Source organism: Arthrobacter sp. Soc17.1.1.1 (genome assembly GCF_036867195.1).
Classification (GTDB): domain Bacteria; phylum Actinomycetota; class Actinomycetes; order Actinomycetales; family Micrococcaceae; genus Arthrobacter_D.
Genome location: NZ_JBAJII010000001.1, coordinates 3,274,026 through 3,292,447, shown reverse-complemented (window position 1 = coordinate 3,292,447; position 18,422 = coordinate 3,274,026). Strand labels below are relative to the sequence as shown.

Sequence of the window (18,422 nt, the reverse complement as noted above, 5' to 3'; positions counted from 1 at the left end):
GCAGACGCGAACGGGGGCCCGCCGAAGCGGACCCCCGTGGTGGAACCGACGCAGGTGCTAGAGGACGTCCGAGAGGAACGACCTCAGGCGCGGCGTCTGCGGGTCGTCGAAGATCGCGGCCGGCGCTCCGGTCTCGACCACCACACCGCCGTCCATGAACGTCACGGTGTCCGAGACATTGCGCGAGAAACCCATCTCGTGGGTGACGACCACCATGGTCATGCCGCCGGCCGCGAGATCCGCCATGAGCGCGAGGACGCCCTTCACGAGTTCCGGGTCCAGGGCCGAGGTGGCCTCGTCGAAGAACATCACCTCGGGGTCCATGGCCAGCGCCCGGGCGATCGCGACGCGCTGCTGCTGCCCGCCGGAGAGGTTGCCGGGCCGGACGTCGGCCTTGTGCTTCAGGCCCACGAGGTCCAGTTGCGCGAGGGCCTTGTCCCGGGCCTCGTCGGCGGACATCCTCCGGAGCTTCCGGAGGGCCAGCGAGACGTTGTCCAGCACCGTCTTGTGCGGGAAGAGGTTGAACTGCTGGAACACCATGCCGATGCGCCGGCGCAGCTCGTCCGGGTTGTCCTTGAGCACCGACCGGCCGTCCAGGAGGATGTCGCCCTGGTCGGGTTCGATCAGCCGGTTCAGGACCCGCAGCAGGGTGGACTTCCCGGAGCCGGACGGGCCGATGACGGACGCCGTCGTGCCCTGGTCCACGTGCAGGTCGATGCCGCGCAGCACGTGGTTGGACCCGAAGGACAGGTGCAGGTCCCGCCCTGTCAGGGTGCCGGATTCCTGGATCTTCACGCCTTGGCTCCTTCACCGATCTTCGCGGCCAGTTCGTCCGGCTCGGGCTTCTGCTTCTTGCCCACGCGGAGCCGGTTGTCGATGTAGTTGACCAGGTGCGTCAGCGGGATGGTGAGGCACAGGTACAGGACCGCGGACGCGATGAGCGGTGACAGGTTGCCGGTGGTGCTCGCCGCGTCGTTGCCGATCCTGAACAGCTCGCGCTCGCTCGAGAGCAGTCCCAGGAAGTACACCAGCGAGGACTCCTTGATGAGCGCGATGAACTGGTTCACCAGGGCGGGCAGCACGCGCCGCACGCCCTGGGGGACCACCACGAGCTGCATCGACGAGCGGTAGCTGAAGCCCAGCGCGCGCGAGGCCTCCAGCTGCCCCTTCTCCACGCTCTGGATGCCGGAGCGGAAGATCTCGCCGATGTAGGCCGCCGCCATGAGCGAGAGCGCGAGGATCCCCATCGGGAACGGGCTCGTGCTGCCGGTGAGCTGGCGGTAGATCGGGCTGAGCCCGATGCCGATGAGCAGGATGATCACGACGGCGGGCACGCCGCGGAAGATGTCCGTGTAGATGCGGGCCACCCACCGCAGCAGCCGGTTGCGGGAGATCCCCATGATCGCGAGGACCATGCCGAGGATCGTCCCGATGATGCCGGAGGCCAGGGCCAGGATCAGGGTGTTCCGCAGACCCACCGTGAGGAGCTCCGGCAGGACGGCGGCCATCGCCCCCCAGTCGAAGAAGGTCTGCGCGAGCTGTTCAAAGGCATTCATGCAGGGACCGCTACTTTACTTCCACGGCTTTGCTGCCGGGCTTCCAGTCGGTGGGCATCTCGCGGTCCGGGTACCACTCCTTGGTGAGTTCGGTCCACGTGCCGTCGGCGATCACGGCGTCGAGGCCGGCGTTGAGGGCGTCGATGAGCGGCTGGTTCTCGCTGTTCACGGCGTAGGCCGTGAAGTTCTCGGTGTTGATGATGGTCTCGGCGATCGTGGTGTCGTCGCCCTCCTTCACCTGGCCCGTGGCCTGCTGCGACGGTGCCACCCAGGCGTCCACCTGGCCGTTCTTCACGTTGGCGTAGACGGTGTTGTAGTCCGCGAACCGGACGGGCTCGAGGCCGAGGGTGTTGGTGACGTAGTCGTCCTGGACGGTGCCCTGGACCACGCCGATGCGCGTGCCCTCGGACAGGGAGTCGAACCCGGTGACCGAGGAGCCGTTCTTCGTGACGACGGCCATGTAGCCGAAGTCGTACCCGTTGGTGAAGCCGACGTTCTCGCGGCGTGCCGCCGTGGTGGAGATCGAGGAGGAGCCGACGTCGAACTGCTTGTTCTGCACCTGCGCGAGGAGCGCGGAGAAGTCGGTGGACGCGAACTCGACCTCGAGGCCGAGCTTGTCGCCGATGGCGCGGAGCAGTTCGTTGTCGTAGCCGGTGAAGACACCGTTCTCGATGAAGATGTTCGGCGGGGCGTCGGAGAGGGTGCCGACGCGCAGCGTCCCGTCCGTGATGAGGCCGAGGTTCGCCGGATCGATCTCCTCGACCGGGGTGGTGGTCTCGGTGGTGTACTGGTCCAGCGACTGCTGGTCGCTGCCGGCCAGGGCGTCGGTGGTCTCGGTGGGTTCGCTGCTGCTGGAGCTGCCGCAGGAGACCGTCAGGGCGAGCAGGGGCACGGTCAGTGCCGTGAGGACCTTACGGGAGAGGTTCATGGTGTCCTTCGTGGTGGCGGGCCCGGGAACGGGTGCGCTGGGTGGGGTGCTGGGACGCCGGAGGCCGGCGGGAGGACTGCTGGCTGCTGGGTGACACGCTCGCTGTTCTGGGCTGTGCGCGCTGTGGCGGCCGGACCGGACGGAACACCGGGGAAGGACCGCACGACGCCGTACTTGCCAACCGGGGGACTGGACCCGGCGGCCGAATCTTCACCTGGAGCACCCCACTACGGGAGAGGGTTGCTGTCCAGCCGGCCAGGGCCGATGGCTGGAACTCTTGATTTGAGCAAAACGCTAGGGCAGCACGGAGTGTCCGGTCAAAACGGGATCACGGATATTGCGCCGCTTGACGCGGGAATCCGGGGGTCCAGGCGCGGGGTGTGGCCGACTTCACACGAACCGGTCCACGAGAGCGGTCAGTTCCGCGGTCAGGGCCGGGGAGGTGCGGATCTCCTGCCCGTCGAGTGAGAGGACCGGCGCGAGGAGCCGGATGCTCGAGATGAGCCACACGGCATCGGCGTCGAGGAGGTGGTGCGGTTCGAGCGGCCCGTACCCGAGGTCCCACCCCTCCTCCTTCGCCGCGGCGAACAGCGCGGCCTGCGAGGTGCCGGCCAGGATGCCACTCTCGAGCTGCGGCGTGACGAGCGTCTTCCGCCCGTCGCGCACGGTGGCGAGCAGCACGGTGGACGTGGGCCCCTCGAGGACCTTGCCGTCGGAGGAGGTGAAGATGACGTCGTCGGCGCCGGACGCCTTCGCGTGGCGGATCGCGGCCATGTTGACGGCGTAGGACAGCGTCTTGGCGCCCATGAGCAGCCACGGCGCGCGCTGCGCCACGGTGCTGTCGTACCCGCGCTCGAGGAACAGGACCCTCAGGCCGGCCTCGCGCTGCGCCAGAGTGGCCGCGGGGACGGGCGCCACCTGCACCCACGCCGTGGGCCGTCCCGCGCCCTCCACGCCCCGGGTGGCCACGAGCTTCACGACGGCGCTGCTCCGGCCCGGCTCGGCGCCCGCGAACTCGCCGAGGGCGGTGCGGATGGCGCGGCTCCAGGCGTCGGCGCCCGGCACGGCCAGGTCGAGGGCCGCGGCCGACGACGCGAGCCGCGCCAGGTGCGCCTGCTCCTTGCGGGGCGTCCCGTCGACGGCGAGCATCGATTCGAACACGCCGTCGCCGCGGGTGGCGCCGAGATCGGAGATCATCAGCTGCGGCTGCGAGGCGTCCGCGATCCTGCCGTGGTCGTGGTCGGGGTCGAGGAACACGAGAACCGTCATGGGCCCCAGCCTAGCGGGGGGCCCGCCGCGTCAGGTGAGTCCGACCTTCCGGGTGAACAGCTTCTGCAGCAGGATGAAGGCGAGGAGCAGGGCGCCGATCACGATGCGCGTCCACCAGGAGCTCAGCGTGCCCTCGTAGGAGATGAACGTCTGGACGATACCGAGGACGAGCACCCCCGCGAGGGAACCGAGCACGTACCCGTACCCGCCGGTCAGCAGCGTGCCGCCGACCACCACCGCGGCGATCGCGTCGAGCTCCAGCCCCGTGGCGGCCAGGCTGTACCCGGAGAGGCTGTAGAACGAGAACAGGATCCCGGCGATCGCGGAGCACACCCCGCTGATCCCGTACACGAGCACCTTGGTGCGCGGGACGGCGAGGCCCATGAGCACCGCGGAGGACTCCCCACCGCCGATCGCGTACACGGTGCGGCCGAAGCGCGTCTGGTGCAGCACGTAGAACGCGACCGCGACGACGAGCAGGGCGATCAGGACGCCGGGGGAGACGAACAGCTTCCCCGCCAGCGGGATCCTCGCCTGGGCCATGGACGTGAAGAACGGGTCGGTCACGGTGATGGAGTCGACGCTGATGACGTAGCAGAGGCCGCGGGCCAGGAACAGCCCGGCGAGGGTCACGATGAACGGCTGGATCTCGAAGACCTGGATGACCAGGCCCATCGCGAGGCCGAAGGTCGCCCCCGTCAGGAGCACGAGGAGGATCACCGCGACCGGGCTCCAGCCGGCCTGCAGGAGGGCGGCGGCGATCATCATGGACAGCGCCACGACGGAGCCGACCGACAGGTCGATGCCCCCGGTGAGGATCACGAACGTCATGCCGACGGCGAGCACGATCAGGAAGGTGTTGTCGATGAGGAGGTTCAGGAAGACCTGCCCGGACAGGAACCCCGGGTACATGGCGGCGCCGACGGCGAACATCGCGACGAACAGGCCCACGGTCGCCAGCGTGGGGGCGTACCGTGCCTTGCTCTGCAGGCTGCCGATCCGGGAGCGGCCGAGCGGGGCGGAGGTGCGGGTGAGGACGGACATCAGGCGGCCACCTCCACCCGCGGCTGCGCGGTGACGGGGGGCCTGCGTCGCCCGAAGAGGGTGCGCGCCCTGGGGGACTGCAGGAGGCAGACGATGATCACCACGAGCGCCTTGAACACCAGGGTCGCCTCGGGCGGGATGCCCAGCGTGTAGACGGTGGTGGTCAGGGTCTGGATGATGAGCGCCCCGACGAGCGTGCCCACGAGGCTGTAGCGGCCACCGGCCAGCGAGGTGCCGCCGATCACGACGGCGAGGATGGCGTCCATCTCGATGTAGAGGCCGGCGTTGTTGGAGTCGGCGGCGGTGACGTTCGAGCTGATCATGAGGCCCGCGACCGCCGCGCACAGTCCGCTGAAGATGTACACGGTCCAGGTGATGGTGCGGGCGTCGAGGCCGGCGAGCCGGCTGGCCACGGGGTTGATGCCCACGGCCTCGATGAGCGTGCCGAGGGCCGTGCGGCGCGTGAGCAGCCCGGCGGCACCGAAGGCGGCCGCCGCGATGAGGATCGAGATGGGCAGGCCCAGGAAGAAGCCGGCGCCGATCGCCTGGTAGGAGTCGTTGGAGACGGAGATGATCTGCCCGTCGGTGACCAGCTGGGCGAGCCCCCGGCCGGCGGTCATGAGGACGAGCGTGGCGATGATCGGCTGGATCCCGATGACCGAGACCAGGAACCCGTTCCACGCCCCGAGGAGGAGCCCGGCGACGACGGCGATCGCCACACCGGTGGCCGCGGTCTGCAGGGAGGTGGGATCGGGGGAGCTGTAGATGTACATGCAGGAGACGGCGCCGGCGATGGCCGCGACCGCCCCCACGGAGAGGTCGATGCCGCGGGAGGCGATGACGAGGGTCATGCCGAGCGCGATCAGGATGGTCGGGGCCCCGTTGCGGAGGATGTCGATCAGGCTCCCGTACAGGTGGCCGTCCTGGACACGGACCGAGAGGAAGTCCGCGCGGAAGAGCTGGTTGAGCAGGAGCAGCAGGACCAGCGCGAGGACGGGCCAGGTGAGGCGGTGCTTCAGCAGCGCGCTCATGGGTTCGTTCCCGCGATGACCGTCATGACGTCTTCCATGGTGACTCCGTCGTTGGGAATGTCGGCCACCATCTGCCGGTCCTTGAGGATGGCGATGTGGTCGCTGAGGCGCAGTACTTCCTCGAGTTCGGCCGAGATGAAGATGACGGACATGCCGTCGGCTGCGAGGTTGCTGATGAGCTTCTGGATCTGCGTCTTGGCGCCGATGTCGATGCCCCGGGTCGGCTCGTCGAGGATGAGCAGCTTCGGCTCGGTGATGAGCCAGCGGGCGAGCAGCACCTTCTGCTGGTTGCCGCCGCTGAGGTCCCGGATGAGCGAGTCCCGGTTGGACGGGCGGATGTCGAGGGCCCTGATGAACCGCTCGGCCAGCTCGTCCTGGGTGGCGCGGGGGACGCGCCGCCACCAGCCCTTGCCGGCCTGCATCGCGAGGATCAGGTTGTCGCGGACCGACAGGTCCCCGATCAGTCCCTCCTCCTTCCGGTTCTCGGAGGAGAAGGCGATGCCGCGGTCGATGGCGGACCGCGGCGTGCGCAGCGTACGGGGGGTGCCGCTGATGGTCAGCTGTCCCTGGTCCGCGCGGTCGGCGCCGAAGAGCAGCCTCGCCGTCTCGGTGCGGCCGGACCCGAGCAGCCCGGCGAGGCCGAGGATCTCCCCGGCGTGGACGGTGACCGTGACGTCCCGTACGGAGCCCTTCCGGCCCAGGCCCTCCGCCTGCAGGAACGGCACCTGCTCCGTGCGGTCCGGGTGGCGCCGGCTCTCGGCCTCCTCGAGGGCGGTCAGGGCGTCCAGTTCCTTGCCGATCATCTTGGAGATCAGGCCCATGCGCGGCAGATCGCGGGTCGGGTACTCACCCACGAGCCGGCCGTTGCGGAGCACGGTCATGCGGTCGGAGACCTCGTAGACCTGCTCGAGGAAGTGGGAGACGAACAGGATCGCCACCCCCCGGTCCCGGAGCGTCCGGATGACGGCGAACAGCTGCTGGACCTCGTCCGCGTCGAGGCTGGAGGTGGGTTCGTCGAGGATGAGGACCCGCGCGTCCACCTGCATGGCCCGCGCGATGGCGACGAGCTGCTGGACGGCGATGGAGTGCGAGGACAGGATGGATCGGGGGTCGATGTGGCCCAGCTGCAGTTGCCCGAGGACCTCCTGCGCCCTCCGCCGGACGTTCCGCCAGTGGATGCCCCCGCGCCGGCGCGGTTCGCGGCCCAGCAGGATGTTCTCCTCGACCGAGAGGTTCGGGCACAGGTTCACCTCCTGGTAGACCGTGCTGATCCCGGCCGCCTGTGCCTCCGCCGGGGTGCCGAAGCTCTGCTGCGCCCCGAGGACGGTGATGGTTCCGCTGTCCAGCGGGTAGACGCCTGTCAGCGCCTTGATGAGGGTCGACTTCCCGGCGCCGTTCTCGCCGAGGAGGGCGTGAACCTCTCCCGGGAACAGCCGGAAGTCGACGCCGTCGAGCGCCTTCACGCCCGGGAAGGCGATGGAGATGCCCTGCATGTCCACCACGGGGACGGTCTCGCTCATACGGCTCTGCCCTCCTGTGCCTGGGGATGCGGCGGGTCCCCGCCGCATCCCCCTGGTGACCCGGCCGTCCCGCGGGGACGGCCGGGTCCGGTTCCTAGTACTCGCGGCTCGCGAGGACTTCCTTGGCCTGCTCCGGCGTGAAGGTGGTCTCCTCGGTGACCACGCGGGCCGGGACCTCCTCGCCCGCGACCACCTTGGCCGCCAGGTCCATCAACTGCTCGCCCAGGAGCGGGTTGCACTCGACGATGAAGTTGATCTTGCCGTCCGCGAGCGCCGTCATCCCGTCCTTCACGGCGTCGACCGTGATGATCTTGATGTCCTTGCCCGGCACCTTGCCTGCGGCCTCGATGGCCTCGATGGCACCGAGCCCCATGTCGTCGTTGTGCGCGTAGACCACGTCGATGTCCGGGGTGTTCTTCAGGAACGCCTCCATCACCTGCTTGCCGCCGCTGCGGGTGAAGTCGCCGGTCTGCGATTCGACGATCGTGAGGTCCGGATCGGCGGCGATGGCGGCCTCGAAGCCTTCCTTCCGGTCGATGGCGGGGGCTGCGCCCGTGGTCCCCTGAAGCTCCACGATGTTCACGGGCCCCTCGGTGGACGCCGAGTCCTCGACCAGCCACTCGCCGGCCTTCTTGCCCTCCTCCACGAAGTCCGAGCCGAGGAAGGTCCGGTACAGCGAGGTGTCGGCGGAATCGACGGACCGGTCGGTGAGGATGACGGGGATCTCGGCATCCTTGGCCTCCTTCAGCACGGTGTCCCAGCCCGACTCGACCACGGGGGAGAAGGCGATGACGTCCACCTGCTGCTGGATGTAGGACCGGATGGCCTTGATCTGGTTCTCCTGCTTCTGCTGCGCGTCGGAGAACTTCAGATCGACGCCCGCCGCCTCCGCGGAGTCCTGGACGGACTTGGTGTTGGCGGTGCGCCAGCCGCTCTCCGCACCGACCTGGGCGAAGCCCATGGTGATGGTGTCGTCACCGCCGGCACCGCCGCCGCTGCCGCCGGACTCGGATCCGCCGCCGCAGGCCGTGAGGGCGAGGGTTGTGGCGGCAAGGGCCGCCACGAAGGATTTCCTGAACACTGCTGCCTCCTGGGAATCGGGACCACAGCAAGGGGGCATCTGCACCGTCGTTGCTGCAGGGGCGGGGAGCCCTGCCGCAATTGTGAACGGTAACAAATGGCGGGTCAAGGGCTCCGGGCCACAATCCGGTAGCGATCTTCCCCGGGTCGGAGAGAGCCCGGCCGGGGCCGTGACGGACGGAAGGCCGGACCGCGTGCCACGCGGTCCGGCCTTCCGGTAGGGGGTCAGTTACTTCTGATCGCTGTCCTTGCCGTCGAGGGCGTCCTTGGCCTTGTCCTTGGCCGAGTCCACCTTCTCGGGATGGTCCTGTGCATAATCCTTGGCCTTGTCAGCCATTCCGCCACTGTCCGCCATAGAGTCTTCTTCCAGTCGAACCGGTCCGCGGCCCACCGTGGCTGCCGCAGTCTGACGGCTTCATCCTGCACCTTCCCGAACGGGGCGCGGTACCGCCAGGATCCGGTTGACAAACGCTCCGGGCGAGCGGGCGAGCGGGCGGGGAAGCGGCCGGCGGGCCCGTCGGTCAGGCGTGGAGGGACATCCTGTGCAGGAGGTGATCGCGCACCATGGGCCATTCGTGGGCGAGGATCGAGTAGACCACGGTGTCGCGCAGCTCGCCGTTCGTGGCCCGCGTATGGCTCCTGAGCACGCCGTCCTGCTTCGCGCCGAGCCGGACGATCGCCTCGCGGGACTGGTGGTTGATCCAGTGCGTGCGGAACTCCACCGCTGGGCAGCCGACCACCTCGAACGCGTGGCGGAGCAGGAGGTACTTGGACTCCGTGTTGGTGCCGGTGCGCTGCACGGAGGCGGCGTTCCAGGTGGAGCCGATCTCCACCCGCGGAGTGTCCCGGTCGATGTTCATGTAGGTCGTCATGCCGATGATCCGGCCGGGCCCGCCGTCGTCCGCGGGGAGCCTCGTGGTGAAGGGCAGCATCGAGCCCGCGCCCTGCAGTGCGAGACGCCGGTCGATCTCCTGGCGCATGCCCTCCGGCGTCGGGATCGAGGTGTACCAGAGCCTCCACAGCTCGCCGTCCGCGGCGGCCGCGACGAGCCCGTCGTGGTGCTCGGGAGCGAGGGGTTCCAGGAGCACCCGGGTGCCGCGCAGGGTGACCGGTCGGAGGGTGCTCATGATCCGATCTTCACCTTGGACGGCGGCACGGACCTGCGCGGATCGTCCTGCGGGTCCACCCACCTGTCGGGATGGACGGTCGCCCTGCTCCACCTTCCGGTCTCCTCGCTCATGGGCGTCATCCTGTCCCACCGTCGCCGCCCGCGCCAGCGGCCCCGCCGTCAGTGGTCGAAGTGGGTGGTGACCGGGTGCGACTGGCCGACCGATTCGAGGACGGTGACGGCGAGGTCCCGCAGCTTCACGTTCCGGGTGGACGATGCCCGCCGGAGGATCGCGAACGCCTCCTCCTGGGGGCACCTGTTCTGGGCCATGATCGCGCCGACGGCCATGTCGATCGTGGTGCGGGCCGTGATCGCGGCCTTGAGGTTCCGGCTGTCCTCGCTCAGTGCGGCGATCCGCACGGCGAGCCGCAGCGAGCGCGAGGCGTCCCGGGCCAGGCCCTCCGCCACCGCGATGCCCTTCTCGTCGAAGACGTCCGGGGTGGTGGAGTAGAAATCGAGGCCGGCGCTGGCCCCGTCCTCGAGCCGGATGGGGATGCCGAGCGCGGAGCGGAGCCCGTAGGACGCGATGGCCTGCCGGTACTCGGGGAAACGCCGCTCGGCCAGGAAGTCCCGGATGTGCACGGTCTCGCCCGTGCGGGCGGCCCTGAGGCAGGGGCCGTCGTCGAACCCGTACTGCACCTCGTCGACGTCGCGGGCGCGGTCGCTGCTGCTCGCGACGGTGATCATGGACCGCGGGCGGAGGAGGGTCACCCCGCAGAACACCTCCCCGTAGGGGCCGGTGAAAGCCTTCGACGCGACGGTCGCGAGTCCGGTGAGGAAGACCTGCACGTCCGCGCTCTCGAGGACCATGTCCTGCAGCAGTGCCGTGACCGGATCACGCTCGGTCTCGTACGCGAGTTCTTCTTCATCGGGCATGGTGGCACTGGTCCGTTCGTCGCACCGCGGCAGGAAGGGCTCCCTGCTGAGCCGGAACCGGTGGGGCCCCGGGAGGAGCACCACTGCCTGAACTATACGGCCAGGGCCCGGCCGGGCCCGACGCGGCATGCGTGCTTTCGTCGTCCTGTCCAGCCCCCGCGGGTGTCGCCGTCGATCCCGTGCGACGTGCTCCCGGGGGCCTACGATGGATGCCAGCCGTGGGGCGGCTGATGGCTCCTCGTCGTGAGCTCGCCCACGAACGGAAGAGGACCAGAAGTGACCGATGCGTATCTCCAGCAGTGGACAGCCCTCGAGGCCACGCGGGCGGCCGGCATAGCGCTCGAGCAGGTGGCCAGGGGCTACGCGGCGCTGGGCGGCACCCACGACGTGTTCGACGTGGAGGGGTACCTCCGCGGGCTCACCCGGCTACCCCGCCGCGACCGGGACCTGATCGCCGATGCCATCAACGAGATCATCGACACCACCGGCTCCATGGCCGACGGCGCCCATTACAGCACCGACCGGGCGGCGACCTCCTCCGGCTTCGAGGACTACCTCCGGCCGCTCGTCACCGATCCCGACGGGTACGGGTTCGACCGCCGCGCACTCCGGCCCGATACCCGGGCCGGCGGTCCCGGGAACGGTCCGGCGGGCGGATCGCCCGACCTGACGGAGGATCGGGAGTTCCGGCGGCTGCAGGCCCTCTACCGGTCGGGCCTCCTCGACACCGGCGCCGAGGCCCGGTTCGACCGCCTGACCGCGCGGACCCGGGAATGGTTCGACGTCAGTTCGTCCTCGATCGCCCTCATCGCCGAGGACCGGCAGGTGATCAAGTCCCTGGCCGGGCCCATCGGCCAGGACCTGCCGCTCGAGCTCTCGCTCTGTGCGGTGACGGTCACCGCGGACCGCACCCTCGTGATCCCCGACGCACTCCAGCATCCTTCCTACCGCGACCACCCCCTCGTCACGGCCGGCCCGAAGGTCCGCCTGTACGCAGGGCACCCGCTAACCTCCGTCGACGGGTGGCGTATCGGGTCGCTGTGCGTGATGGACGACAAGCCGCGGGACTTCACGGAGAACGACGTCCGCGACCTGCGCTCCTTCGCGCAGCTCGTCCAGGAGGAGATCTGGAGAGGGCCGCTCGGCTGACGCCGGGCGTCAGGGGCGGTTGCGCGCTGCGGACGCCCTGCCGGGCCTGAACCGCTCCGGGACCGTGCCGCGCCCCTCCACGAGCGCCGTGACCAGCTCACCGAGCAGGGGCGCGAACTTCGCGCCGTGGCCCGAGCAGGCCGAGAGGACCGTGATGCCCTCCGCCCGGTCGATCACGAAGTCCTCCGTGGGGGTGTTCGTGAACAGGCACGTGGTCTCCGCGTACGGTTCCGGCACGAGGCCCGGCAGGTGGCGCTCCACGTAGGCGACCACGCGCCGCCGGTTCTCGCCGTGGACCACGCCGTCCTGCGCCCCCGCCGAGCGGATACGCCGCCCGCCGTTGTACTCGGCCACTTTCTGGCCCGACCAGCCGGCGTCCCTGCCGCCGGGCAGGCCGTAGACGACCATGTCCTCCGTCCTGTGGATGAACGTGGGCCAGTTGTCGCCGTCCCCCGTGTACGGGAAGTGGTAGGCCTGCTCCTGCCGCACCTCCAGCAGGGGCAGCGCTGCGGTGAACGCCTCCGGCAGGGCCAGCTCCGTGAGCAGGTCGGGGAGCCAGCCGCCCGCCGCGACGACCACCTGCTCGGCGTCGACCCATCGTCCGTCCCCGGCGTGCACACGGTACCCGCGCCCGTGGCGTCGCACCCCGGTCACGCGCCACCCCTGCTGCAGCGAGGCCCCGTGGGCGCGTGCCTGGTCGAGCATGGCGACGACGGCGGCCTCGGCGTCGAGCACTCCCGCGCCGGGGTGCCACAGAACCGGTGTGGTGAACTCCAGGTCCCAGCGTGCTGACGCCTCGGCGGCGCCGAGCAGCTCATGCTCCACACCGGCCGCCGCGAGGACCCGGGCGAAGCCCGCGGGGTCGTGGCCCTCGCCGTGGTCGAGGGCTCCGGTCCGCGTGAGGAGGGCGGCCCCGGCGGCCTCCAGCTCGGCCCACCCGCGGGCCGATTCCCGGACCAGGTCCACGTAGAGCCGCTCGGCATAGGCATAGCGGAAGATGCGCGCCGAGCCGTGCGAGCTGCCCCGCCGGTGGGCCGGGGTGTCCTGCTCCAGGACCACGACCTCGTGCCCGGCCTGCGCGAGCCGCCACGCGGCCGAGGACCCGGCCAGGCCGGCGCCGATCACCGTGATGCCCGTCATGAGCGCTCCTCTCCGGGCCCGGGACCCTGCCGGGCCCGGGCGCCTCCGGCAAGGCTACCGGCCCGGACCTGCAGGCCCGGGGAACGCGGAACCGAGGGCCGAGAGGACGCCGTGCGCCTTCGTGCGCACCTCGGCCCATTCCTCCTCGGGGTCGGAATCGGCCGTGATCGCCCCGCCCACGCCGAGCAGCAGGCGGGTGGCGCCGTCGTCCTCCGCGCCCCTGTCCTCCTGCATCACGAGGGTGCGGATGATCACGGCGAGGTCGGTGGCACCCGTCAGGCTGAAGTAGCCTGCAGCGCCGGAGTAGGGACCACGCGGTGCCTGCTCTAGCCGGTCGAGGATGGCCATGGTGCTGATCTTCGGTGCCCCGGTCATCGACCCGGCGGGGAACGCCGACGCGACGACGCCGGCCCGCGCGCTCCCGGGGCGCAGCCGGGCATCGATGGTGCTGACCATCTGGTGCACGGTGGCGTACGTCTCGATGGCGCACAGCCGGCTGACCGTCACCGAGCCCGGCACCGCGTGGTGGGAGAGGTCGTTGCGCAGGAGGTCCACGATCATAATGTTCTCCGCGCGGTCCTTCGCCGACGTCCTGAGGTCCTCGAGCAGCGCGGCGTCGGCGCGGGGGTCGGCCGAGCGCCCCCGCGTCCCCTTGATCGGTTCCGCCTGCATGTGCCCGTCCGTGGTGAGCCGCAGGAAGCGCTCGGGTGAGGTGCTCGCGACGGCGAATCCCGGGAAGCGCAGGAAATGGGCGAACGGTGCGGGGTTCACGGCGCGCAGCCGGAGATAGGCGTCCAGCGGGTCGAGGCCCTCCCCGGCGTCCAGCTGCGCCGCGAGCGACGTGGTCAGGCACACCTCGTAGGTGTTGCCCTCGGTGATCTCGGCCTGCGCCTGCCGGATCTTCGCGAGGTACGCGGCGTGCGTGTCCCGTGCCCCGAACCGCGGCACCGGGAGCCGCGCCGGCGCCGGCAGGGGATCGGGCGACGTCACGGCCGCCCGCGCCCGCGCCCGCCACGCGTCCCGGTCGGCGTCGGGCCGTCCGTCGGAGAGGGTCAGGAGGAAGACGGCGCCGTCGGTGTGGTCGAGGACGACGGCGCGGCCGGCGAAGAGGAGCGCGGCGTCGGGCAGGCCCGGCCCGGGGAGGTCCGCGCCGCCCGTCTCGCGCTTGAGCTCGTAGCCGAGGTAGCCCAGCCAGCCGAGACCGAAATCGCAGGCGAGGCCGTCCGGAACGCGTACGGCACGCCGCCCCCAGACGTCGTCGAGCCAGCGGAAGAAGGGCTCGCGGATCCGGGTGGTCACGGGACCGGCCACGATCTCCGTGACGCCGCCGCGGTGCTGGGCCAGCTGCCCGAAGGCCCCGCCGGCGTCGGCCATGATGCTGAAGCGGTTGCGCTCGCCGTTCGCGGGCCCTGCCGGGGATCCTGTCGGAGAACCGGTCGGGGGCTGCACCACGGCGTCGGAGCTGTCCAGCCAGGCAGCGGCGGGCGCGTCGCGGTAGAGCGTCGAGAACAGGGCCGCGGCGTCCGGGACCGCCTCGAGGCGCTCGGCCTCCAGCGTCAGTCCGCGCCGCCCCGCGCGCTCGGGCGCCAGCAGGACGGTGCAGGAGGGCAGCCCGGTGAGCGCCAGGCGCACGGCCTGGGGCGACGGCGGCCCCCGGTGGCCCTGCACGACGACGTCCGCGGCGGTACCGGGGTCGTCGGCAGCGAGCCAGCGGTCCTCCTGGTGGGCCCAGCGCTGCCAGTACGGGGCGTAGGCGTCGCCGTCGCGCTCGATCGCGGTGCGCTGCCGGACCTCCGCGTCGGCCTCCACCCAGATCACGGCGTCGAGCCGGTCGCGGGCCGCCGCCGCTGCCGCGCCCACTCCCTCGAGGAGCACGATCTCCGCCGCCGTCGTCGTGCGCTCCGCGCCGTCCTCCCCCCGCACCCAGTCCCAGGCGTTCCAGCGTGCCGTCCGTCCCGCCCGCAGGGGGGTGAGGACGTGCTCCACGTAGCGGGTGATCCCGGCGTCGAGCCCGTCCCAGCCGGGGTAGATGTCCTCGAGGTGGAAGAGGCTGACGGTGTGGTGCTCGCGCAGGAGGGCGGCGAGTTCCACGGCGAGGGTCGTCTTGCCGGCGCCGGACCGGCCGTCGATGGCGATGAGCAGGGGGGCGGCGCGGCTCGGAGTGCCGGGAGCGCCGGGAGTGCCGGGAGTGCCGGGAGTGTCGGGAGTGTCGGGCACGGCTCAGGCCAGGGCGAGCAGGGCGCCGACGCCGACGAACAGGGACCCGAACGTGCGGTTGAGGATCCTCTGGCCGCGCTCGTCCTCGGTGAAGCGCCGGAACGAGCGCGCGGTGCCCGCGTAGAAGAACCACATGACGAGGACGTCGATCACGATCACGGTCGCGGTCAGCACGCCGTACTGGCCCAGCAGCGGCTCCTCCGGCCGGATGAACTGAGGGATGAGCGCGAGGAAGAACACGATGGCCTTGGGATTGAGCAGGTTCACCCACACGCCGCGGCGGAACATGGACAGGGGCGCCTCGCTGCCCTGCAGGGCACGGACCTCGCTGTGGTCGGGCCGCGCGAGGAACCTCCGCACCCCGAGGTACACGAGGTAGGCGGCGCCGATGTACCGGATGAGGTTGAAGGCGAGCGGTGAGTTCGCGACGAGGAGGCCCACGCCCGCTCCGGCGATGCCGATGTGCACCAGCAGGGCCGTCTGCTGGCCCAGGATGCCCCAGATGGAGCGCCGGAATCCCACGGCCAGTGCGTTGCTCATCGTGTTCACCGCGCCCGCGCCGGGCATGAAGCTGATGAGCGTCTGGGCGCCCAGCAGCGCCAGCCAGAGGGAGGGATCCACCCGTTCATGGTATGCGCCGCGCGTCAGTCGTCCGAACGGTCGGCATCGAGCTCGTGGCGTACGAACCGCACGACGCCGTCCACCGCACCGTCGACCATCTTCCAGGTGGCCTCGAAGTCGCTCGCGTCGCCGTACCAGGGGTCGTAGATGCCGAGGTCCTCGAGGGCCGTGTCCGTGGTCGACGGGTCGAATTCACGCAGGAGGTGGATCCTGTCGCGGGCGTCGTCGTCGGGCGCGTCCCGGCGCAGCTCGCGGTAGTGGTCCAGGTCGAGGGCGAGGATGAGGTCGCGGTCGCGGTACCAGCCCGGCTCGAACATCCGGGCCCGGTGCAGGTGGCTCTCGATGCCGAGCTCGGTCAGCTTCGCCGCGGCACGCTCGTCGATCGGCCTGCCTGCCTCCCAGTCGGTGGTGCCCGCCGAGTCGACGACGACGTCGTCCCCCAGCCCTGCCCGGCCGAACGCGTGCGTCAGCATGAGTTCGGCCATGGGGGAGCGGCAGATGTTCCCGGTGCAGACGGTGACGATGCGGTACATCACGCCAGCCTAGCTGCGGTGCACGTCCCGGATCGTCCTGGCGTCCTCCGGGCTCACCGTCCCAGCCGGTGCAGATCGATCTCGCCGGGCTGCCGGTCGAAGGGGGAGAAGCCGTACGCCTCCCTGAAACGCCGGATCCAGCGCAGGCGCGCCAGGCCGACGTGGATCCCGAAGGCGCCGACCGCGCCCAGGCCGAGGAGCATCATCGAGCCCACCACGAGGGCACCTGCCTCCCCGGTGTCGGCGAAGCGCGAGACGGCACCCGCCGCGATCACGACGCCCATGAGCGCCAGCGCGACCCCGAACAGCGCGGTGTTGCGGGGATTGCTGAACGGGTGGATGCCCTGCCGGCTGTTCGGGTGCGCGGAGGGGAAGGGCTCCTTCAGATCCGGCGGCACATGGGCGTCCCACTGCTGAGGGCGCCACAGGGGGGCGCTCATCGCTGCACGACCGGGAGGGCGGTCAGGGCCGCCAGCTTCTCCACCAGGCGCGCGGTCGGTACCAGCGGGTCGCGGTCCTGCATCCCCGGTTCCGGGACGTCCGCGGTGTCCCAGAGGTCGTCCCCGGCGGCCCTGACGAAGAAATCGGCGGTTCCGTCGAGGGTCGACGTGCCCAGGTAGACGGCACTCGAGGGGTGCGCGGCGACATTCGTGCGGACGACGTCGAGCAGCAGGTCGGCATCCGTCGCGCCGGGTTCCCTGATGACGGCGAACCAGGTGCTGAGCGCGGCAGGTTGCAGGAGGACGGACGCCTCGCGGGCCTGCACGTAGATGGCGAACTCGAAGGCGTCCTCGTTGAACAGGCCGATACGCGTCCAGCGTTCCGCCGCCGCCAGGACGTACGCGAGGTACTCGGCGCCGGCGAGCGGGCTGATCCTCCCGTCCTCGACACGGACGAGGCCACGGGCGAGGAGCGACGAGGCCCCCGCCGCCGTCAGCACCGCTGTCGAGAGCTCGGCCCCGATCGCCAGGGCGTCCCTCGATCGTGCGGACTGCTCGCCCTCGGCGAGGGAGAGCAGGAAGGCCACTTCCGCCACGCCGAATCCGAGGACCGGCAGCGCCGATCCGTGGAGGACGGGGTCCGGGGTGGAGACTACCGGTGCCATTGGAACTCCTTGCGTAGTGCGGTGGGTCTGTCGGTCATCGTCAGAACGGCCAGACGTCTTCGGCGACGTCGGCGATGCCTTCGCCGAGGTTCTCGATGCCGTCGCCGAGGGCTTCCGCGCCGTCGGCGACCGTCGAGCCCACGGCGTTGAAGGCGTCGTGGACGATCGGGATGTGGTCGTAGGCGAGTTCCCCCAGGGCGAGGGCGCCTGCTGCCACACCGCAGGCGAGGTTCACCGGGGGGATGGGCATGAGCGCCACGGCGCCGAGGACGGTCGTGGCACCGTGGAGGCCGGCCCGGCCGTAGTCGCCGTTCTGGATGTCCTGGTACGTCGTCAGCGCGCCGAGTGCCACGCCGATCGGGCCGAGGGCCTTCCCGACGGAACCCAGGGGTTCCGCCAGGCTCCCGATGGTGCGGCTGATCCCGCCCTCGGGGATCGCGTTGCTGAGAGCCTGCAGTTCCGGGCCCCAGGACCCGCCACCCAGCACCTCCGCGAGCCGCGCGAAGGTGCGTCCCTGGGACGCAGCGCGAAGCGCGTCGTCGAGGGTCGCGAACTCTCCGGACAGCTGCAGTGTCCGCGCCAGGCTCAGGGCGGCGATGGGCAGCTCGGTGGCCCCGCGCAGGGAGTCGAGGTCGCCGTAGAGGTCGTAGGCGTCGCTGCCGAGGTCGCCGAGCCCTCCGAGGAGCCGCTCGAGCAGGGACTGCTCCGGATCGCTCCCGCCGTTCCCGGCGCCTCCGCCGTTCCCGGCGCCTCCGCCGTTCCCGGTACCTCCGCCGTTCCCGGTACCTCCGCCGTTCCCGGCCGGGATGGAGCCGGCCCCCTGGTCACTCGCTCCCTCCTGCTCGTCGGCGTTCGCACGCAGGGTGGTGGCGCCCTCGGTGAGGAAGGATTCCGCAGCGAGGATGCGCATGCGGTGGTCCGCGTTCCAGGCGGCCCGGAAGCGGTCCGCGTCGGAGCCGTTCCAGTAGCCGGGCGCATTGACCCGCGAGGAGATCATGAGCGAGATGCCGGACAGCTGCTGCTGGGCCTGGCCGAAGCTCGCGGAGAGTTCCCTGAGCGCGGCGAGATCCGCGCCGATCGTACCGTTCGTCATGAGCTGTTCCCCCGTGCGGTTGAGACCTGGTCGTCAGCCTACCGGGACGGCGGGGATCGGCGATGGGGAGGGCTCCCCATCACATGTGCCGC

At 70.7% G+C, this 18,422-nt stretch carries 18 protein-coding genes and 1 riboswitch; of the genes, 1 reads left to right on the top strand and 17 read right to left on the bottom strand.

Annotation, left to right across the window (positions count from 1 at the left end):
- Nucleotides 1-57: 57 nt before the first annotated feature.
- From V6S67_RS15170 to V6S67_RS15125, 10 genes are all read right to left on the bottom strand, one after another.
- On the bottom strand, nt 58-795 hold the full coding sequence (locus V6S67_RS15170; RefSeq protein WP_334211019.1) for an amino acid ABC transporter ATP-binding protein: 738 nt from the start codon (nt 793-795) through the stop codon (nt 58-60).
- Nucleotides 792-1,556, bottom strand: coding sequence for an amino acid ABC transporter permease (locus V6S67_RS15165; RefSeq protein ID WP_334211018.1), 765 nt, complete (start codon nt 1,554-1,556; stop codon nt 792-794). Before V6S67_RS15165 ends, V6S67_RS15170 begins: the two co-directional genes overlap by 4 nt.
- A gap of 10 nt (nt 1,557-1,566) precedes the next feature.
- Nucleotides 1,567-2,484 (bottom strand): ABC transporter substrate-binding protein, encoded by a 918-nt coding sequence (locus V6S67_RS15160; RefSeq protein ID WP_334211017.1) that lies wholly within the window; start codon nt 2,482-2,484, stop codon nt 1,567-1,569.
- 165 nt (nt 2,485-2,649) lie between these two features.
- A riboswitch (SAM riboswitch) is annotated at nt 2,650-2,767 on the bottom strand.
- A 107-nt stretch (nt 2,768-2,874) separates the two neighbouring features.
- On the bottom strand, nt 2,875-3,753 hold the full coding sequence (locus V6S67_RS15155) for an aminodeoxychorismate lyase (protein WP_334211016.1): 879 nt from the start codon (nt 3,751-3,753) through the stop codon (nt 2,875-2,877).
- 30 nt (nt 3,754-3,783) lie between these two features.
- Nucleotides 3,784-4,797, bottom strand: coding sequence for a galactofuranose ABC transporter, permease protein YjfF (gene yjfF / locus V6S67_RS15150; RefSeq protein WP_334211015.1), 1,014 nt, complete (start codon nt 4,795-4,797; stop codon nt 3,784-3,786).
- On the bottom strand, nt 4,797-5,828 hold the full coding sequence (locus V6S67_RS15145) for an ABC transporter permease (protein WP_334211014.1): 1,032 nt from the start codon (nt 5,826-5,828) through the stop codon (nt 4,797-4,799). Before V6S67_RS15145 ends, yjfF begins: the two co-directional genes overlap by 1 nt.
- Nucleotides 5,825-7,348 carry a sugar ABC transporter ATP-binding protein gene (locus V6S67_RS15140; RefSeq protein WP_334211013.1) on the bottom strand — a complete coding sequence of 508 codons (1,524 nt, stop codon included), beginning with the start codon at nt 7,346-7,348 and terminating at the stop codon, nt 5,825-5,827. The genes V6S67_RS15145 and V6S67_RS15140 overlap by 4 nt, the downstream gene beginning before the upstream one ends.
- 94 nt (nt 7,349-7,442) lie before the next feature.
- The gene (locus V6S67_RS15135; protein WP_334211012.1) at nt 7,443-8,429 is read right to left on the bottom strand and encodes an ABC transporter substrate-binding protein; all 987 of its coding nucleotides are present in this window, start codon (nt 8,427-8,429) and stop codon (nt 7,443-7,445) included.
- Between the two features lie 520 nt (nt 8,430-8,949).
- Complete coding sequence (locus V6S67_RS15130) at nt 8,950-9,555, bottom strand: GNAT family N-acetyltransferase (RefSeq protein ID WP_334211011.1); 606 nt, start codon at nt 9,553-9,555, stop codon at nt 8,950-8,952.
- A 161-nt stretch (nt 9,556-9,716) separates the two neighbouring features.
- On the bottom strand, nt 9,717-10,556 hold the full coding sequence (locus V6S67_RS15125; RefSeq protein WP_334211010.1) for a GAF and ANTAR domain-containing protein: 840 nt from the start codon (nt 10,554-10,556) through the stop codon (nt 9,717-9,719).
- 192 nt (nt 10,557-10,748) lie between these two features.
- Here V6S67_RS15125 and V6S67_RS15120 point away from each other — a divergent pair, with 192 nt between their 5' ends.
- Complete coding sequence (locus tag V6S67_RS15120) at nt 10,749-11,621, top strand: GAF domain-containing protein (protein ID WP_334211009.1); 873 nt, start codon at nt 10,749-10,751, stop codon at nt 11,619-11,621.
- A gap of 9 nt (nt 11,622-11,630) precedes the next feature.
- Here V6S67_RS15120 and V6S67_RS15115 read toward each other — a convergent pair whose 3' ends face one another.
- The 7 genes from V6S67_RS15115 to V6S67_RS15085 all read right to left on the bottom strand — a co-directional run bounded on the left by V6S67_RS15115 (nt 11,631) and on the right by V6S67_RS15085 (nt 18,330).
- Nucleotides 11,631-12,761 (bottom strand): FAD-dependent oxidoreductase, encoded by a 1,131-nt coding sequence (locus V6S67_RS15115; RefSeq protein ID WP_334211008.1) that lies wholly within the window; start codon nt 12,759-12,761, stop codon nt 11,631-11,633.
- A gap of 54 nt (nt 12,762-12,815) precedes the next feature.
- Entirely contained in the window at nt 12,816-14,903 is a 2,088-nt protein-coding gene (gene pabB / locus V6S67_RS15110) for an aminodeoxychorismate synthase component I (protein WP_334211617.1), read from the bottom strand.
- A 78-nt stretch (nt 14,904-14,981) separates the two neighbouring features.
- Complete coding sequence (locus V6S67_RS15105) at nt 14,982-15,599, bottom strand: LysE family transporter (protein WP_334211007.1); 618 nt, start codon at nt 15,597-15,599, stop codon at nt 14,982-14,984.
- 23 nt (nt 15,600-15,622) lie between these two features.
- Nucleotides 15,623-16,132 (bottom strand): low molecular weight protein-tyrosine-phosphatase, encoded by a 510-nt coding sequence (locus V6S67_RS15100; protein WP_334211006.1) that lies wholly within the window; start codon nt 16,130-16,132, stop codon nt 15,623-15,625.
- Between the two features lie 53 nt (nt 16,133-16,185).
- Entirely contained in the window at nt 16,186-16,572 is a 387-nt protein-coding gene (locus tag V6S67_RS15095; protein WP_334211005.1) for a hypothetical protein, read from the bottom strand.
- Nucleotides 16,569-17,237: a hypothetical protein gene (locus V6S67_RS15090; RefSeq protein WP_334211004.1), complete on the bottom strand. Its 669-nt coding sequence runs from the start codon at nt 17,235-17,237 to the stop codon at nt 16,569-16,571. The genes V6S67_RS15095 and V6S67_RS15090 overlap by 4 nt, the downstream gene beginning before the upstream one ends.
- 40 nt (nt 17,238-17,277) lie before the next feature.
- On the bottom strand, nt 17,278-18,330 hold the full coding sequence (locus V6S67_RS15085) for a hypothetical protein (protein WP_334211003.1): 1,053 nt from the start codon (nt 18,328-18,330) through the stop codon (nt 17,278-17,280).
- Nucleotides 18,331-18,422: the final 92 nt, after the last annotated feature.

Excerpts from the sequence above, each read along its gene's own strand:
- V6S67_RS15165 (WP_334211018.1), bottom strand. The coding sequence starts at position 1,556 with ATGAATGCCTTTGAACAGCTCGCGCAGACCTTCTTCGACTGGGGGGCG.
- V6S67_RS15160 (WP_334211017.1), bottom strand. The coding sequence starts at position 2,484 with ATGAACCTCTCCCGTAAGGTCCTCACGGCACTGACCGTGCCCCTGCTC.
- V6S67_RS15155 (WP_334211016.1), bottom strand. The coding sequence starts at position 3,753 with ATGACGGTTCTCGTGTTCCTCGACCCCGACCACGACCACGGCAGGATC.
- yjfF (WP_334211015.1), bottom strand. The coding sequence starts at position 4,797 with ATGTCCGTCCTCACCCGCACCTCCGCCCCGCTCGGCCGCTCCCGGATC.
- V6S67_RS15145 (WP_334211014.1), bottom strand. The coding sequence starts at position 5,828 with ATGAGCGCGCTGCTGAAGCACCGCCTCACCTGGCCCGTCCTCGCGCTG.
- V6S67_RS15140 (WP_334211013.1), bottom strand. The coding sequence starts at position 7,348 with ATGAGCGAGACCGTCCCCGTGGTGGACATGCAGGGCATCTCCATCGCC.
- V6S67_RS15130 (WP_334211011.1), bottom strand. The coding sequence starts at position 9,555 with ATGAGCACCCTCCGACCGGTCACCCTGCGCGGCACCCGGGTGCTCCTG.
- V6S67_RS15115 (WP_334211008.1), bottom strand. The coding sequence starts at position 12,761 with ATGACGGGCATCACGGTGATCGGCGCCGGCCTGGCCGGGTCCTCGGCC.
- V6S67_RS15100 (WP_334211006.1), bottom strand. The coding sequence starts at position 16,132 with ATGTACCGCATCGTCACCGTCTGCACCGGGAACATCTGCCGCTCCCCC.
- V6S67_RS15095 (WP_334211005.1), bottom strand. The coding sequence starts at position 16,572 with ATGAGCGCCCCCCTGTGGCGCCCTCAGCAGTGGGACGCCCATGTGCCG.
- V6S67_RS15090 (WP_334211004.1), bottom strand. The coding sequence starts at position 17,237 with ATGGCACCGGTAGTCTCCACCCCGGACCCCGTCCTCCACGGATCGGCG.
- V6S67_RS15085 (WP_334211003.1), bottom strand. The coding sequence starts at position 18,330 with ATGACGAACGGTACGATCGGCGCGGATCTCGCCGCGCTCAGGGAACTC.